The sequence below is a fragment of the Diaminobutyricimonas aerilata genome, assembly GCF_002797715.1.
GTDB classification, from domain to species: domain Bacteria; phylum Actinomycetota; class Actinomycetes; order Actinomycetales; family Microbacteriaceae; genus Diaminobutyricimonas; species Diaminobutyricimonas aerilata.
In genome coordinates this window covers 2,088,135-2,104,504 of the sequence record NZ_PGFF01000001.1, presented here as the reverse complement: position 1 = coordinate 2,104,504, position 16,370 = coordinate 2,088,135, and the positions used below count along the sequence as shown (strand labels likewise).

Genomic DNA, 16,370 nt, shown 5'->3' with positions numbered 1-16,370 from the left:
TCCAGTGGCATAGGATGGAAGCCCGTGGTGGATAATTCAGACGCGGGCAACCCGGAACACGTAACCAAGCACATCTTCGTCACCGGGGGCGTCGTCTCCTCGCTCGGCAAGGGCCTCACCGCCGCGAGTCTCGGCAACCTGCTGACCGCACGCGGGCTGCGCGTCGTCATGCAGAAGCTCGACCCGTATCTCAACGTGGATCCGGGCACGATGAACCCGTTCCAGCACGGCGAGGTGTTCGTCACCGACGACGGGGCGGAGACCGACCTCGACATCGGTCACTACGAGCGGTTCCTCGACATCAACCTCGACCAGGCCGCCAACGTCACGACCGGGCAGATCTATTCGCAGGTCATCGCCAAGGAGCGCCGCGGCGAGTACCTCGGCGACACCGTGCAGGTCATCCCGCACATCACCGACGAGATTAAGCGCCGGATGCGGCTGCAGGCGACCGCCGTGGAAGGCGAGCGGGCGCCGGATGTCATCATCACCGAGATCGGCGGCACCGTCGGCGACATCGAGAGTCAGCCGTTCATCGAGGCGGCCCGCCAGGTGCGCCACGAGCTCACCCGTCGCAACGTGTTCTTCGTGCACGTCTCGCTCGTGCCGTTCATGGGCGCGTCCGGCGAGCAGAAGACCAAGCCGACCCAGCATTCCGTCGCCGCGCTGCGGTCCATCGGGATCCAGCCGGATGCGCTCGTGCTGCGCAGCGACCGTCCGGTGTCCGAGGGCAACAAGCGCAAGATCGCGCTCATGTGCGACGTCGACGAGCGCGCCGTCGTCAACGCGATCGACGTGCCGAGCATCTACGACATCCCGACGATGCTGCACTCCCAGGGCCTCGACGCCTACATCATCGAGCAGCTCGGACTCGTCGCCGACGAGGTGGACTGGGAGGGCTGGAGCGATCTGCTCAAGGCCGTCCACGAGCCGCGCCACGAGGTGACCGTGGGTCTCGTCGGCAAGTACATCGACCTCCCCGACGCGTACCTGTCGGTCACCGAGGCGCTGCGCGCCGGCGGTTTCGCCCAGCAGACGAAGGTGCGGATAACCTGGATCCCCTCGGACGAGTGCGAGACGCCGGAGACGGCGGCGAAGGCCCTCGCCGAGGTGGACGCCGTGTGCGTGCCCGGCGGCTTCGGTATCCGCGGCATCGAGGGCAAGGTCGGTGCGCTGCGGTACGCCCGCGAGAACGGCCTCCCGGCGCTGGGCCTGTGCCTCGGTCTGCAGTGCATGGTGATCGAGTACGCGCGCCACCGCGCCGAGCTGCCTGGCGCCTCGAGCTCGGAGTTCGACCCCGACACCGAATACCCGGTGATCGCGACGATGGCGGAGCAGGTCGAGATCCTCGCCGGCGGCGACCTCGGCGGCACGATGCGCCTCGGTCTCTACGACGCGGCCCTCACCCCCGGCTCGATCGTCGCCGACCTGTACGGCACCACGAGCATCAGTGAACGGCACCGTCACCGCTACGAGGTCAACAACGCCTACCGTGATCGCATCGCCGACGCCGGCATGATCTTCTCGGGACTCAACCCCGAGCTCGACCTCGTCGAGTTCGTCGAGCTGCCGCGCGACCAGCACCCCTTCTACGTGGGCACCCAGGCGCACCCCGAGCTGCGTTCGCGGCCGAACCGGGCGCACCCGTTGTTCCGGGGTCTCGTGCAGGCCGCGCTCGAGCGCCAGCAGGCCAGCCGACTGTTCGAGGTTCCGGAGCCCGCCGATGCCTGAGCCGGAACTGCTCGCCGACGAGGTTGCCGAGCCGCGCGTCGTCTCGAGCGAGGCCGTCTTCGAGGGCCGGGTGTGGGACGTGCGCCGCGACGAGTTCGAGTACGGCGACGACCGCATCGTGCGGGAGTATGTCGACCACCCCGGCGCGGTCGCGGTGCTCGCGATCGACGACGAGGAGCGGGTGCTGCTCATCCAGCAGTACCGGCACCCGATCCGCTCGCGCGACTGGGAACTGCCCGCCGGACTGCTCGACATCGAGGGGGAGGATCCCCTCGCCGCCGCACAGCGCGAGCTGCAGGAGGAGGTCGACCTCGCCGCGGCGGAGTGGACACGGCTCGCCGAGTTCCACACCTCGCCCGGCGGGAGCGACGAGCTCATCCGCGTGTACGAGGCGCGCCACCTCACCGAGACGGACGCGTTCGCCCGCACGGATGAGGAGGCCGACATCGTCACGCGCTGGGTCGACCTCGAGGAGGTCGTCGGTGCGGTGCTCGACGGGCGGCTGAAGAACTCGATCCTCACGATCGCGGTGCTCGCCGCCCATGCCCGACGCGGCTGACCCGCTTCCGGAGGCGCTGCGGCGCTACCTCAGGCATGTCGCCATCGAACGCGGACTCTCGCAGAACACCGTCGGGGCGTACCGGCGCGACCTGCAGCGCTACCTCGACTTCCTCGCAGAACGAGGAGTCGCCGGACCCGATCGGATCACGCCGGGCGAGGTGACGGCGTTCGTCGCGGCGAGCGCCGGACAGGCGGCGACCTCCCGCGCGAGGATCCTGTCGTCCGTCCGGGGCTTCCACCGGTTCCTCGTCGACGAGCGGCTCGCGCCCACCGATGCGGCGAGCGACGTGCCCACGCCGAAGCTGCCGAGCCGGCTGCCGAAGGCGCTCACGATCGATCAGGTCGAGCGGCTCCTCGACGCACCCGAACGGGACACCGCCGAGGGCCTCCGCGACCGTGCGCTGCTCGAGCTCATGTACGCGACGGGTGCACGGGTCTCGGAGGCCGTGGGGCTCACCGTCGACGACGTGACCGCCGAGGGCGGGACCGCCGAGTTCGTGCGGCTGCTCGGCAAGGGCGGCAAGCAGCGACTCGTGCCCGTCGGCAGCTTCGCCCGCGACGCGCTCGACCGGTACCTCGTGCGCGCCCGCCCCGAGCTCTCGGCGCGCGGGCGGGCGAGCCCCGCCGTGTTCCTGGGGTCACGCGGGGCGCCGCTGTCGCGGCAGAGCGTGTGGCTCGTGATCCGTGCCGCCGCCGAGCGTGCACAGCTCGGCGTCGACGTGTCGCCGCACACCCTCCGCCATTCCTTCGCGACGCACCTGCTGCAGGGCGGGGCCGACGTGCGCGTCGTGCAGGAGCTGCTCGGGCACGCCTCGGTCTCGACGACCCAGATCTACACGCTCGTGACCGCGGATGCGCTGCGCGAGGTCTACGCGACGGCGCACCCCCGCGCCCGCTGAGCCGGCATCATCCGGCGGCCTCGGCGAGACGGGCCCCGAGCGCACGAGCGGCGTCGGCGAGCTCCGGCGGCCCCTCGATCCGGAACGGCGCGTCGAAACGTGCGACCGAGGCGAGTACGCCCGTCCACGACCACGCCCCGACGCTCACGCGGGTGGATGCGGGGGAGAGCCTCTCGATCTCTCCTGCGGGCAACCACGGCGCCACGTCCTCGATCGGCAGGTCGAGAACCACCCGCCCCACGCACGGCCAGCGGTCCTCGTCGTCCGAGCCCTTGAACCGGGCGGAGAGGAAGGTGCCCGGATCGCCGGTCGGCAGGGAGCGGCGGGGGAACCCGGGGCCCGTCGGCACGCGCGGCGTCATCCGGTCGAGCCGGTAGATGCGCCACTCCTCGCGTTCCGGCTCCCACGCGATGAGGTACCAGCGCCCGTCGCGGGCGACCACCTCATGCGGATGCACCCGACGCGGAGCCGCGGAGCTCCCCGCGTAGTCGAAGCGCAGGGTTCTCGCGTCGCGGACCGCGGCGCTGACCGCTTCGAGCACGGCGGGGTCGACGCGCGCCTCCCCGGCGCTGCCCGAGAAGCGGATGCCGTCGACCCGGTGCCGCAGGCGCGACGGCATCACCTGCCGCACGGTCGCGAGCGCGCGCTCCGCGGCCTCGGCGATCTCCACCCCGCTCGAGGGGGCGTTCTGCAGCGCCACGGCGATCGCCACGGCTTGGGCGTCGTCGAACATCAGCGGAGGGAGTTCGGAGCCGGCGGCGAGCCGGTACCCGCCGTCGGGGCCCTTCGTGGCGGCGATCCGGTACCCGAGCAGGCGGAGCCGGTCGACATCGCGACGCACCGTGCGCGGGGTGACCCCGAGCCGCTCGGCCAGGGCGGCGCCCGACCAGTCCCGTCCCGTCTGCAGCAGCGAGAGCAGGGCGAGCATCCGCGAAGAACTTCCCGTCATGACCCCATTCTCGCGGAGTAGAGGACCGTAGCTGTCCTCTACCGCTGTCAGAGTCGAGATACCGGCCACCGCCGGCATCCGACGAAAGAGGACACACGACATGACCGTCACGACCACCACCCACCTCAACCTCCCCGGCACGGCTCGGGAGGCGCTCGAGTTCTACCGCGACGTCTTCGGGGGCGACGTCGCGATCACGACCTACGGGGAACTCGGGATGCCGGCCGACCTGCCCGATGCGGGCCGGGTCGTCTTCGGGCGGCTGGACTCCCCGTCCGGGTTCCACGTCCTCGCCTACGACGTGCCGGGCGCCTCCGGTACCGACGCCGGCGGGTCGACGACCCGCCGCGACGGCCTGACCTTCACCGACCGGCCTTTCTTCCTGTCGGTGAGCGGGGAGACCCTCGAGGAGGTGGCCGGGTACTGGGACGGCCTCGCGGCGGGTGCCGCGATCATCGAGCCGCTCGCCGCGTCGGCGTGGAGCGCCGGTTTCGGCATGCTCACGGACCGCTTCGGGGTCACCTGGGTGCTCGACGTCGTGACGCCCGCCGCCTGATCACGAGCGGGCGAGCCGCTTCTCCCGTTCCTTGCGCTTCTGCTCCCTCGCCACCTGTTCGCCCTCGAGCGTCGCCCTCTCCGTCCAGGCGAGCGGGCCTGTGCCCGCTTCGAGGAAGACCCTCCCGTACCGGATGCGGCTGTAGACCTCGGGCATCCGGCGCTCGAGATAGCGGATCGCCACGCGCCCGAGCAGCCACGCCGCCATGAATCCGTTCGCGACTCCGACGGCGACCATGGCGATGATCGTGGCGGTCGAGGGCCAGAGGATCGAGGCGACGACCGCGGCGCCGGTCGGCAGCACCCCGATCGTGATGAGCAGCATCACGATCCAGACGTGCACACCGATGTTGCCGTTGGCGTCGTTCGGGCCGACGCGCATCCGCGGGTCCACGCCGGGGGAGACGCCCGCCGCGGAGACGACGATGGCCGCGCCGCTCGCCGCGCCGAACAACGCGGCGAGCGCCGCGACCACGTACGGCACCGTCCACCAGTGACCGCTGAGCGGCACGGCGATCGCCGCGATGAGCAGCGCCTGCGGCGCGAAGACGAGGATCGCGGCCCACTGCCGCCCCCGCACGTCCGAGCGCACCGAGGTCGCGTCCTGACCGACAAGCGTCTGCCACACCGCCGTGCCGTCCTGCCCGTACACGTTGCACGCGGAGAGACCGAGCATGAAGGCGACGATCGCACCGGCGAACGCCCCGAACGCGGAGTAGGTGCCGCTCGCGAGGGCGAACCCGCCGATCGCGACGCCGGTCCACACGGCCGAGCGCACTTCGAGGCTGCGCCACGGATCGCGGGTCCACTGCCGCACCTCCTTGAAGACGACCGCGCCGGGCTGCGTGGCGGGGAGCAGTCCGCCCCCGGCGACGGAACGCGTCGAGCGCGGCCTCGACCGCCGCTGGCGCCGTGCCACGTCCTCGCGCGGCACGAGCAGTCGCACGGTCACGAGCACGAGGGCCGCGTCGAGGGCGCCGATCGCGGACAGGAACGCCGCCGCGCCGACCCCGTCCCCGCGGCCGGCGGCTTCGACCGCGAGCAGCGCCCACGACGTCGGGAGCGCGTCGAGCACGGCGGTGACGGCGGGCACCGGGATGCCGTCCCGCAGCAGCACCGGCACGCTCTGCGCGGCCGCCTGCACGATCATCCAGCCGGTGAACATCGCGGCGAACATGAGGCCGTACTGAATGGCGGCGATCTCGACCCCGAACTTCGACCGCATCGCGGCGCCGAGCAGGGCGAAGACGAGGCGGGAGAGGGTGATCACGAGCACCCAGCTCAGCCCCGCCGCGAGCACCGCGACGGCCACCGCGCCCGCGCCACCGGCCACGGCCGGAACGACGGTGACGAGCGACGTGAGCAGCACGAGACCCGACGCCGCACCCACGAAGGTGCTCACGAGCAGACCGCGGCCGAGTGCGCGGCGGTCGAGCGGCAGCAGGGCGAAGTACGACGGGCGCAGCACGCCGTTGCCGCTCACCAGGATCGGGCCGATGACCGCCCCCACCCCCCACGCAGCGAGGGCGAGCGTCACGACGACGTGGCGGGCCGTGTCGCTCGCGAGGACGACTGCGGTCCACGTCGCGATCACGAGCGCGCCGCCGATGATCCACCCCCAGCCGCGCAGCCCCGCGGTGGTGTGGCGCAGCATCGTGAACTTGAGCGAGATCAGGAGGCGATCCACGACAGCTCCTCCGCGTCGAGCTCCGTCGAGCCGACGAGTTCGACGAACCGGTCCTCGAGGGTGCCGCCCGCACGCACCTCGTCGAGCGTCCCGTCCGCGACGATGCGCCCCGCCGCCATGATCGCGACGTGGTCGCACAACTGCTCGACGAGCGGCATGACATGACTGGAGAGCACGATGGATCCGCCCGCCGCGACGAATCGGCGCAGGATGCTCGTGAGCACCCGCGCCGAGACCGGGTCGACCGCCTCGTACGGCTCGTCGAGCACGAGCACGGTGGGCGTGTGCAACAGGGCGGTCGCGAGGCCGATCTTCTTGCGCATCCCGGTCGAGTACTCGCCGACCAGGGTCCCGAGCCGCTCCGCCTCCTCGAGCTCCAGGATGCGCAACAGCTCGGTGGTGCGGGCGGCGACGACGGCCGCGTCGATGCCGCGGAACCGGCCCCAGTAGGTGAGCAGTTCACCGCCGGTGAGGCGTTCCGGGAGCGCGAGCCCGTCGGGCAGTACCCCGAGCGCGCGTTTCGCGGCGACCGGGTCCTCCCACACGTCGATGCCGCGCACGAGGGCGCGCCCAGCGCTGGGACGCAGCAACCCCGTCGCCATCGACAGCACGGTGGTCTTGCCTGCGCCGTTCGGTCCGACCAGGCCGTAGAAGGAACCGGGCGGGATGCGCAGATCCACGGCGTCGACGGCGACCTTGTCGCCGAAGTGGCGGCTCAGACCGTCGAATCGGAGGGCGGGTGCAGGGGTGTCCATAAGGCGATGGTTCCGCGTCAGCGCCGCCCGTGCGTCGGCCGGGTGGCCATCACCTCCGGCCGACCGGCCACGATCGGGGAGGATGCCTGGCCGACGCGCCGCCGCATCCCTATCCTCGGTGCCATGGACGTATCGGCCGTCGCGGGCGAGAATCCCCGCGCGCCCGGCTGGAACCCGTTCGCGGTGCCTCGCACCCGCGGGCAGTGGTGGAGCGACGGCATCGCGTTCACGCTCGCGCTGCTCATCTGGTGGCTCTACGGGTTCGCCTGGTCCGAGGGTTATCCGGCCGTGCCCGACTGGGCGTGGCCGCTGGATCGCGCCCTCGGGCTGGTGGCGTGCCTCCTGCTGTGGTGGGCGCGTTCGCGCACTCTGACGGTCGGCGTCGTGGCCTTGCTTCCCACGGCGTTCTCGCTCTCGGCCACGTTCGCCGTCCTCGCGATCATGTACCGCTGCGCGGCCACCCTCCGGCCCCGTGTCGCCGCACCGCTCATCGCCGTCTACTTCCTGTTCGGCGCGAGCTACCACCTGATCGCCCCGGTCCCGGGTCTCGACTGGGTCGGGTGGGTCATCGTGATGCTCGCGGTGCACGCCCTCGTGCTCACGCTCGGCCTGCTCACTCGAGCGCGCGCCGCCGTGATCGACGGCATCCGTCGGGAGGCGTCGCTCGACCGCGCGCGGTACGAAGCGCGGCTCGGCGACGTGCGCCGTGCCGAGCGGGAGCGCATCGCGCGGGAGATGCACGACGTGCTCGCCCATCGCATCTCCCTGCTCTCCGTGCACGCCGGTGCCCTCGAGTACCGCTCGTCCGGCCGGGACCCCGACGCCCGCGCATTGCGGGCCGACGAGGTGCACGGCGCGGCGATGGTCATCCGCGAGAACGCCCACCGCGCCATCGACGATCTGCGGGAGGTGCTGTCGGTGCTGCGGGACGGGGGAGAGGTCGACGAACTGGGGGTGAGCCCCGCGCAACCCACGGCGGAGGATCTGCCCGCACTGCTCGACGACGCCCGCGCGGCGGGTCAGCGGGTCATGGCGCGCGTGTCGATCCCGCCGACGGTGCCCGACGGGGCGCAGCGGACCGTGTACCGGGTCGTGCAGGAGGGCCTCACGAACGCCCGCAAGCACGCCCCCGGGTCGGTCGTCGAGGTCTGCGTGCATCCGGACCGCGACGCGGTCGTCGTGACGGTCGTCAATCCGGCGCCCGTCGGCGTGACCGAGAGCGAGATCCCGGGGGCGGGAGCCGGACTCGTCGGCCTCGCCGAGCGCGTGCGGCTCGCCGGCGGCAACGTGGAGTACGGGATCCGGGCCGGGGAGTTCCGGTTGGCCGCACGAGTGCCGGTGGTGATCGCATGACCGTGCGCGTGGCGATCGTCGACGACGATCCGCTCGTCGTCGCCGGGCTCCGGCTCATGCTCGGAGGCGCGTCCGACCTCGAGGTCGTCGGGGACGCGTCCGACGGCGACGAACTCGCGGCGCTCGTCGACCGCACCCGGCCCGCCGTCGTGCTGCTGGACATCCGCATGGCCCGCGTCGACGGGGTGAGCGCGCTGCGCGGGTTGCGTCGTTCCCACCCGTCGCCTCCCGGGGTGCTCGTGCTCACCACCTTCCGCACCGACGAGCTCGTCCTCGACGCGCTGCGCGCCGGGGCCGACGGCTTCTTGCTCAAGCACAGCGACCCGGCGCGGATCGTCGAGGCGATCCGCGCGGTCGCGGCGGGGGAGCCCATCGTCTCGCCGGAGGTGCTCGGTCAGCTCATCCGCTTCGTCGCGGACGGCTCCGGAGGCGCCGCGGAGCATCGTCGCGGGGTCTCGCTCGACGTGCTCACCGACCGCGAACGCGAGGTCGCCGACGCGGTCGCCGAGGGACTCGGCAACGCGGAGATCGCCCAGCGGCTGCACCTCTCCCTCGGCAGCGTGAAGGCCCACATCTCGAGTGCTCTCACCCGTCTCGGTCTCGACAACCGGGTGCAGCTCGCGATCGCCGCCCACGACGCCCGCGCGCGGTAGCGGAACCTTCAACCAACGGTCGAGGTGGATGCGGCGACGCGGGTCTGTCGCGGCCGGGTCGCGGGCACGGCCGCCCGTAGACTCGTGGTCCATGAGCACCAAACGGGAGGACGTCGCCGAGCTTCCCGGCATGACCGCGCCCGTCATGGGCCCGACCGGTCGGCCGCGCACGGAGTTCCCTGTGCCCGCCCCGCTCGACGGTCACGGCCCCGCCCGCATCATCGCCCTCTGCAATCAGAAGGGCGGCGTCGGCAAGACGACGACGAGCATCAACCTCGGCGCCTCGCTCGCCGAGTACGGCCGCCGCGTGCTCGCGATCGACTTCGATCCGCAGGGCGCGCTGTCGGCCGGACTCGGCGTGCAGACGCACGATTCGATCACCGTCTACGACCTGCTGCTCGGTCGGGAGAAGGACGCGCACGCGGCCATCGTCGAGACGAACGTGCCCGGACTCGACGTCATGCCGGCCAACATCGACCTCTCCGCGGCCGAGGTGCACCTCGTCAACGAGGTCGCCCGCGAGCAGATCCTCGCGCGGGTGCTGCGGCAGGTCAGCGACGACTACGACGTCATCCTCATCGACTGCCAGCCCTCGCTGGGCCTGCTCACCGTCAACGCGCTCACCGCCGCGCACGGCGTGCTCATCCCGCTCGAGTGCGAGTTCTTCGCGCTGCGCGGCGTGGCCCTGCTCATCGAGACGATCGACAAGGTGCGCGACCGCCTCAACCCGGCGATCCAGCTCGATGGCATCCTCGCCACGATGTTCGATCCGCGCACGCTGCACAGCCGCGAGGTGCTCGAGCGGGTCGTGGAGACCTTCGGCGACCGCGTGCTCGAGACCGTCATCTCGCGCACCGTCAAATTCCCCGACGCATCCGTCGCGGCGCGGCCGATCACGACCTTCGCGCCCGAGCACGCGGCCGCGGGTGCCTATCGCCAGCTGGCGCGGGAGCTGATCGTCCGTGGCGCTGTCGCCTGAGCTCGACCAGCAGGCGGCATCCGGCTTCTCGCTCACGCTGAGCAACTTCAGCGGCCCGTTCGACCTGCTGCTGTCGCTCATCACGAAGCACGAGCTCGACATCACCGAGATCGCGCTGAGCGTCGTCACCGACGAGTTCCTCGCCTACCTGCGCGGACTCGACTCCGCCGAGGAACTCGACCAGGCGAGCGAGTTCCTCGTCGTCGCGGCGACCCTCCTCGACCTCAAGATCGCCGGGTTGCTGCCGCAGGGCGAACTCGTCGACGCCGAAGACGTCGCGCTGCTCGAGGCGCGGGACCTGCTGTTCGCCCGCCTGCTGCAGTACCGGGCGTTCAAGGAGGCGGCCGGCTGGTTCGGACGGCACTTCGACGCGGAGGCGTCGCGGCACGTCCGCTCCGTGCGCCTCGAGGAGAAGTACCGCAGACAGACGCCCGAACTCATGTGGACGCTGAGCCTCGACGACTTCGCCGCGCTCGCCGCACTCGCGTTCGCACCGAAGGAGATGCCCGTCGTCGGGCTCGACCACCTGCACGCCCCGCTCGTCAGCATCCGCGAGCAGGCCGCGCACGTGGTCGCCCTGCTGCGATCGGGCGAGCCGTTGAGCTTCCGCCAGCTCATCGCCGGCGCCGACCAGAAGGGCGTCGTCGTCGCGCGGTTCCTCGCCGTGCTCGAGCTCTACCGGCACGCGGCGATCGCGTTCGAGCAGCTCGAGCCGCTCGGTGAGCTCACGCTGCGCTGGACCGCGGAGCACTGGTCGAGCGAGAACCTGGCGAACCTCGGGAGGGACTATGACAACTGAGACCACCGCGGCGCCCACGCAGGCGACCGTCGACCTGGAGCGCACGCTCGAGGCGATCCTCATGGTCGCCGACGAGCCCCTCTCGCTCGTCGCCCTGGCCACGGCGCTCGGCGCCCCCGTACCCGCCGTGCGGCAGTCCATCGAACGCCTCGTCGCCGACTACGACGGCATCGACGGCACCGTGCGGCGCGGATTCGAACTCCGCGAGGTGGGCGGTGGGTGGCGCATCTACGTGCGCGCCGAGCTCGACGACGCGGTGCGCGACTTCGTGCTCACGCAGAGCCCGACCAAACTGTCGCAGGCGGCGCTCGAGACCCTCGCCGTGATCGCGTACAAACAGCCCATCAGCCGCGGCTCGATCGCGGCCATCCGCGCGGTCAACGTCGACTCGGTCGTCCGCACCCTGCTCGGCCGCGGTCTCATCCGCGAGGCGTTCACCGACAGTGAGACCGGCGCGATCCTCTACGAGACGACCGAACTGCTGCTCGTGCAGCTCGGCATCAACTCGATCGACGAGCTGCCGCCGATCTCGCCGCTGCTCCCGGATGGGGCGGAGGGCTTCGATGAGCGCTGACGAGCGGATGACCGCGGGCGAAGGCAACCCCGCGGCGGCGGAGGGGGAGCGGCTCCAGAAGGTGCTCGCCGCGGCCGGGGTCGCCTCGCGCCGGGTGAGCGAGCAGCTCATCGTCGCCGGCCGTGTGAGTGTCAACGGCGAGGTGGTCACCGAGCTGGGCCGGCGCGTGCACATCGGTGTCGACCGGGTGTCCGTCGACGGCACCCCCGTGCAGACCGACGTCAGCCGTCGCTACGTGATGCTCAACAAGCCGGTCGGCGTCGTCAGCACGATGCGCGACGAGAAGGGCCGCCCCGACCTGAGCCGGTACTCGCCGGAGGGGGAGCGGCTGTTCAACGTCGGGCGGCTCGACTCCGACACGTCGGGGCTCCTCCTTCTCACCAACGACGGTGAACTCGCCCACGTGCTCGCCCACCCGTCCTTCGGTGTGCAGAAGACGTACATCGCCCAGGTCGAGGGGCAGGTCACCAAGGCGACGCTGCGCCGCCTGCGCGAGGGCATCGAACTCGAGGACGGGCCGATAGCGGCCGACCGCATCCGCCTGCTCGACGGATCCCCGGCCGGGCGCTCCCTCGTCGAGGTGACCCTGCATTCCGGGCGCAACCGGATCGTGCGGCGGATGCTCGACGCCGTCGGGCATCCGGTGATCGAGCTCGTACGCCGCCAGTTCGGACCGCTGCACCTGGGCACCCTGCCGACGGGCCGCAGCCGCGAACTCACTAAGGTGGAGCTCGGCCAGCTCCTGGGCGTCGCGCGCGGCGCCGCATCCGACCCCGAGGGAACCAGACGATGACCGATCGGCGCCTCGCCGAGGACGTGCGCATCGTCGGCAGCGGGCTGCTCGGCACGAGCATCGGACTGGGGCTCGCCGCTCGGGGCGTCGACGTCGTCATGGACGACGTCTCGCCCTCGGCGCGGCGTCTGGCCGTCGACTACGGTGCGGGACGCGAGCCGGCCGCCGGCGATGCGCCGGGCCTCATCGTCGTGTGCGTGCCGCCGGATGTCACCGCGTCGATCGTCGCGCGGGAGCTCGCGGCGTACCCGGATGCGCTCGTCACCGATGTCGCGAGCGTGAAGGCGGCCCCGCTGGCGGAACTGCGCGCCATGGGGGCCGATCTCGGCCGCTACCTCGGCACCCACCCCATGGCCGGTCGTGAGCGCGGCGGAGCGATCTCCGCACGCGCCGACCTCTTCGTCGGGCGCCCGTGGGTACTGGCCGGACACGACGACATCAGCTACCGCCGCGCGGGCGCCATCGAGGACATGATCCTCGACCTCGGTGCGGTTCCGATCGAACTCGACGTCGAGCGTCACGACCGCAGCGTCGCGCTCGTCTCCCACGTGCCGCAGGTGGTGTCGAGCCTGCTCGCCGCACGCCTGAGCGAGGGGGACGGAGCGGCCCTGCAGCTCGCCGGGCAGGGACTGCGCGACGTCACCCGCGTCGCCGGCAGCGACCCCGCGCTGTGGGTGCAGATCCTCGGCGCGAACGCGCCCGCCGTCGTCGATGTGCTGCGGCCGCTGCGCGACGATCTCGAGCGGGTCATCGCCGCTCTCGACGCGCCCGAAGCGCCCGGCTCGCGGCGCGCGATCGCCGACGCGCTCGCGGCAGGCAACACGGGGGTCGCCCGCATCCCGGGCAAGCACGGGCAGGACCGCCGCTTCAGTCAGATCGTCGTCATGGTGGACGACACCCCGGGCGAGCTCGCCCGACTGCTCACCGAGATCGGAGAAGCCGGCGTCAACATGGAGGACCTGCGGTTGGAACACTCACCCGGAGCGCAGATCGGTCTCGCCGAGATCAGCGTCGTGCCCGAGGCGGAGCAGCGGCTCGTCGCCGAGCTCGAGGAGCGCGGCTGGACGATCGCTGGGGCGTTCGCGTGACCGGGGTCGTGGTGGCCATCGACGGGCCCGCGGGAAGCGGCAAGTCGAGCGTCAGCCGCGCCGCCGCGCGTGAACTCGGATACGGCTACCAGGACACCGGTGCCGCGTACCGGGCGTTCGCGTGGTACTGCCTCGAGCACGGCGTCGACCTCGCCGACGCCTCCGCCGTGACCGCGGCGTTCGACGGCTTCGAGTACGGGATCGGCACCGATCCCGACGACTACTACGTGCGCGTCGGCGTGCGCGAGGTCACCGCCGAGATCCGTGAGCCCCGCATCAGTGCGGCGGTGAGCGCGGTCGCCGGCAACCGCGAGGTGCGGGCGCTGCTCGTGGAGCTGTTCCGTCGCGTGATCGCCGAGGACCCGCGGCCGGGTATCGTCGTGGAGGGCCGCGACATCACGACCGTCGTGGCGCCGGACGCGGCAGTGCGCATCCTGCTCACCGCCGACGAGGCGGTGCGGATCGCCCGCCGGGCCGGAGAACTGACCGACGCCGACAAGCACACGGCACAGCAGCTGGTCGACCGCGACCGGCGGGATGCGAGAATGGTCGACTTCATGTCGGCCGCAGACGGGGTCACCACCCTCGACTCGACCGCACTCGATTTCGAACAGACCGTGCGGGCCGTCGTGGACCTGGTGCGAGGAGCAACAGCATGAGCGACACCGAGAACTTCCCCGAATTCGACCCGGCCCTCGCCGAACGGCTCGAGGCGATGGACGAGGCGGAGGCCGCGCAGCGGGCGACCGCCCTGCGCGCCGGTCTCCAGGAGTACGAGCTCGACGAGGAGGACCTCGGCCTGCTCGAGGGCGCCTCGGACGACCCGGACGCGATCACCTACCTGCCCGCGCTCCCGGTGCTCGCGATCGTCGGGCGGCCGAACGTCGGCAAGTCCGCGCTCGTGAACCGCATCCTCGGGCGCCGCGAGGCCGTCGTCGAGGACGTGCCCGGAGTCACCCGCGACCGCGTCTCGTACAAGGCCGAGTGGATGAACCGCCGCTTCACCCTCGTCGACACCGGCGGATGGGAACCGGACGCGAAGGGCATCAACGCGTCCGTCGCCGCGCAGGCCGAGGTCGCCGTCGACCTCGCCGACGCCGTGCTCTTCGTCGTCGACGTCAACGTCGGGGCGACCGCCACGGACGAGCACGTCGTGCGCATGCTGCGCAGCTCCGGCAAGCCGGTGCTGCTCGTCGCCAACAAGGCCGACGACGCCCGCCACGACTACGAGGCCGCGACGCTGTGGAGCCTCGGACTCGGCGAGCCCATGCCCGTGTCGGCTCTGCACGGTCGCGGTGTGGCCGATCTGCTCGACGCCGCCCTGGCCATCCTCCCCGAGGTGTCGGCCGTCGCCCGCGAGGAGGTCGGCGGTCCGCGCCGCGTCGCCATCCTGGGCCGACCGAACGTCGGCAAGTCGAGCCTGCTGAACAAGGCGGCCGGCGAGGAGCGCGTGGTCGTCAACGAGCTCGCCGGCACGACCCGGGACCCCGTCGACGAGCAGGTCGAGATCTCCGGCAAGGTGTGGCGCTTCGTCGACACCGCCGGCATCCGTCGCCGGGTGCACCTGCAGCACGGCGCCGACTTCTACGCCTCCCTGCGCACGAGCGCGGCCCTCGAGCGGGCCGAAGTCGCCGTCGTGCTCATCGACGTCTCGCAGCCCATCAGCGAGCAGGACGTGCGCATCATCGACCTCGTGCTCGAATCGGGTCGCGCGCTCGTGCTCGCCTTCAACAAGTGGGACCTGCTCGACGACGAGCGCCGGCGCTACCTCGAACGCGAGATCGAGCAGGACCTCGCGCACGTCTCATGGGCTCCCCGGGTGAACATCTCGGCGCGCACCGGTCGTCACCTCGAGAAGCTCGTGCCGGCCCTCGAACTCGCGCTCCAGTCGTGGGACACCCGCATCCCGACCGGCAAGTTCAACGCGCTGATCGCGGAACTCGTCGCCGAGCACCCGCACCCGGTACGCGGCGGAAAGCAGCCGCGCATCCTGTTCGGCACGCAGGCCTCGACCCGGCCGCCAACCTTCGTGCTGTTCACGACGGGCTTCCTCGACCCGGGCTACCGTCGGTTCATCACGCGCCGTCTGCGCGAGGTGTACGGCTTCGAGGGCACGCCCATCACCGTCAACATGCGCGTGCGGGAACGCCGCAAGCGCTGACCGCTCTCCCAGGCGGCGGTCGTAGCGTGAGCCCATGGCGCAGGGACTCCAGGGCGAGCTCGACCGCGACATCCGGGCCGCGACCGACGCGCGTCATCCGGTACGCCGGATGCTGCGACGCATCCGCGCGTGGATGGAGCGTCGTCCGCGCATCCGCTGGGCGTACCGACTCGTCGTCGGGGTGCTCGGGGGAGCGCTGACCGCGCTTGGGCTGCTGCTGGTGCCGCTGCCGGGACCGGGGTGGCTCGTGGTCTTCCTGGGTCTCGCCGTATTGGGCACCGAGTTCGCCGCCGCGCGACGCGTGAGCGCCGTCCTCCGGCGGATGCTCGCCCGGTTCTGGGCCTGGTGGCGCGCGCGACGGGCGCGGGCCGCGACGGAGTGAGGTCGGAGGAGGAACGGCATGCCCGGCAAGAAGGAACTGCCCAGCACCCTGGAACGCTCGGAGAAGCACGCGCAGGAGACCTGGATCAAGGCGCACGACTCGGCGGTCGAGAGCTACGGCGAGGGCGAGCGGGCGCACCGCACCGCGTTCTCGGCGGTCAAGCACTCGTACGAGAAGGTCGGCGACCACTGGGAGCCGAAGGACGAGAAGGGGCCGTCCGACGACGCGGCCGCCGGCGGGCGGAACGCGAAGCCCACGAAGGGCGGGGTCGACGCCAATGCGTCGAAGGCGCACTTGCGTGAGGTCGCGTCGCGGCTGGAGATCCGCGGGCGGTCGACGATGACGAAGGACGAGCTCGTCGACGCGATCCAAAAGGCCAACGCGCGCGAGACGCGGAAGGCGCGGGAGTGACCCGCGCCTGACGGACGCCCCGTTCGAGGGTTCGCCGGTG

The 16,370-nt window shown here is 71.8% G+C and carries 18 protein-coding genes; 15 read left to right on the top strand and 3 right to left on the bottom strand.

Annotated elements, in window-relative coordinates:
- The first annotated feature begins 27 nt into the window (after positions 1-27).
- Genes CLV46_RS10135 through xerD form a run of 3 tightly spaced genes read left to right on the top strand, consistent with a single transcriptional unit; the run spans position 28 to position 3,191 of the window.
- Positions 28-1,731: a CTP synthase gene (locus CLV46_RS10135; protein WP_100364653.1), complete on the top strand. Its 1,704-nt coding sequence runs from the start codon at positions 28-30 to the stop codon at positions 1,729-1,731.
- The gene (locus tag CLV46_RS10130) at positions 1,724-2,290 is read left to right on the top strand and encodes an NUDIX domain-containing protein (protein ID WP_100364652.1); all 567 of its coding nucleotides are present in this window, start codon (positions 1,724-1,726) and stop codon (positions 2,288-2,290) included. Before CLV46_RS10135 ends, CLV46_RS10130 begins: the two co-directional genes overlap by 8 nt.
- Positions 2,274-3,191 (top strand): site-specific tyrosine recombinase XerD, encoded by a 918-nt coding sequence (gene xerD, locus CLV46_RS10125; RefSeq protein ID WP_100364651.1) that lies wholly within the window; start codon positions 2,274-2,276, stop codon positions 3,189-3,191. The genes CLV46_RS10130 and xerD overlap by 17 nt, the downstream gene beginning before the upstream one ends.
- A gap of 7 nt (positions 3,192-3,198) precedes the next feature.
- Here xerD and CLV46_RS10120 read toward each other — a convergent pair whose 3' ends face one another.
- On the bottom strand, positions 3,199-4,140 hold the full coding sequence (locus tag CLV46_RS10120) for a helix-turn-helix transcriptional regulator (protein WP_100364650.1): 942 nt from the start codon (positions 4,138-4,140) through the stop codon (positions 3,199-3,201).
- Positions 4,141-4,240: 100 nt separating this feature from the next.
- Here CLV46_RS10120 and CLV46_RS10115 point away from each other — a divergent pair, with 100 nt between their 5' ends.
- Positions 4,241-4,696: a VOC family protein gene (locus CLV46_RS10115; protein WP_100364649.1), complete on the top strand. Its 456-nt coding sequence runs from the start codon at positions 4,241-4,243 to the stop codon at positions 4,694-4,696.
- Here CLV46_RS10115 and CLV46_RS10110 read toward each other — a convergent pair whose 3' ends face one another.
- Both CLV46_RS10110 and CLV46_RS10105 read right to left on the bottom strand, forming a co-directional pair.
- Positions 4,697-6,382, bottom strand: a complete 1,686-nt coding sequence (locus CLV46_RS10110) for a hypothetical protein (protein WP_100364648.1) — start codon at positions 6,380-6,382, stop codon at positions 4,697-4,699.
- Complete coding sequence (locus CLV46_RS10105; RefSeq protein ID WP_100364647.1) at positions 6,367-7,137, bottom strand: ABC transporter ATP-binding protein; 771 nt, start codon at positions 7,135-7,137, stop codon at positions 6,367-6,369. Before CLV46_RS10105 ends, CLV46_RS10110 begins: the two co-directional genes overlap by 16 nt.
- A 123-nt stretch (positions 7,138-7,260) precedes the next feature.
- Here CLV46_RS10105 and CLV46_RS10100 point away from each other — a divergent pair, with 123 nt between their 5' ends.
- From CLV46_RS10100 to CLV46_RS10050, 11 genes are all read left to right on the top strand, one after another.
- On the top strand, positions 7,261-8,490 hold the full coding sequence (locus CLV46_RS10100; protein ID WP_157802294.1) for a sensor histidine kinase: 1,230 nt from the start codon (positions 7,261-7,263) through the stop codon (positions 8,488-8,490).
- A complete protein-coding gene (locus tag CLV46_RS10095; protein WP_100364645.1) occupies positions 8,487-9,143 on the top strand; it encodes a response regulator transcription factor in 657 nt (218 codons plus the stop codon). The genes CLV46_RS10100 and CLV46_RS10095 overlap by 4 nt, the downstream gene beginning before the upstream one ends.
- Before the next feature lie 91 nt (positions 9,144-9,234).
- A complete protein-coding gene (locus tag CLV46_RS10090) occupies positions 9,235-10,122 on the top strand; it encodes a ParA family protein (RefSeq protein ID WP_100364644.1) in 888 nt (295 codons plus the stop codon).
- Entirely contained in the window at positions 10,106-10,921 is an 816-nt protein-coding gene (locus CLV46_RS10085) for a segregation and condensation protein A (RefSeq protein ID WP_100364643.1), read from the top strand. Before CLV46_RS10090 ends, CLV46_RS10085 begins: the two co-directional genes overlap by 17 nt.
- Positions 10,911-11,495 (top strand): SMC-Scp complex subunit ScpB, encoded by a 585-nt coding sequence (scpB, locus tag CLV46_RS10080; RefSeq protein WP_100364642.1) that lies wholly within the window; start codon positions 10,911-10,913, stop codon positions 11,493-11,495. The genes CLV46_RS10085 and scpB overlap by 11 nt, the downstream gene beginning before the upstream one ends.
- Positions 11,485-12,288, top strand: a complete 804-nt coding sequence (locus CLV46_RS10075; RefSeq protein ID WP_245866722.1) for a pseudouridine synthase — start codon at positions 11,485-11,487, stop codon at positions 12,286-12,288. The genes scpB and CLV46_RS10075 overlap by 11 nt, the downstream gene beginning before the upstream one ends.
- On the top strand, positions 12,285-13,376 hold the full coding sequence (locus CLV46_RS10070; RefSeq protein WP_100364641.1) for a prephenate dehydrogenase: 1,092 nt from the start codon (positions 12,285-12,287) through the stop codon (positions 13,374-13,376). The genes CLV46_RS10075 and CLV46_RS10070 overlap by 4 nt, the downstream gene beginning before the upstream one ends.
- On the top strand, positions 13,373-14,035 hold the full coding sequence (gene cmk / locus CLV46_RS10065; protein WP_245866720.1) for a (d)CMP kinase: 663 nt from the start codon (positions 13,373-13,375) through the stop codon (positions 14,033-14,035). Before CLV46_RS10070 ends, cmk begins: the two co-directional genes overlap by 4 nt.
- On the top strand, positions 14,032-15,537 hold the full coding sequence (gene der / locus CLV46_RS10060) for a ribosome biogenesis GTPase Der (protein ID WP_100364640.1): 1,506 nt from the start codon (positions 14,032-14,034) through the stop codon (positions 15,535-15,537). The genes cmk and der overlap by 4 nt, the downstream gene beginning before the upstream one ends.
- Before the next feature lie 34 nt (positions 15,538-15,571).
- Positions 15,572-15,919 (top strand): PGPGW domain-containing protein, encoded by a 348-nt coding sequence (locus tag CLV46_RS10055; protein ID WP_100364639.1) that lies wholly within the window; start codon positions 15,572-15,574, stop codon positions 15,917-15,919.
- 18 nt (positions 15,920-15,937) lie between these two features.
- Positions 15,938-16,330 carry a ChaB family protein gene (locus CLV46_RS10050; RefSeq protein WP_100364638.1) on the top strand — a complete coding sequence of 131 codons (393 nt, stop codon included), beginning with the start codon at positions 15,938-15,940 and terminating at the stop codon, positions 16,328-16,330.
- Positions 16,331-16,370: the final 40 nt, after the last annotated feature.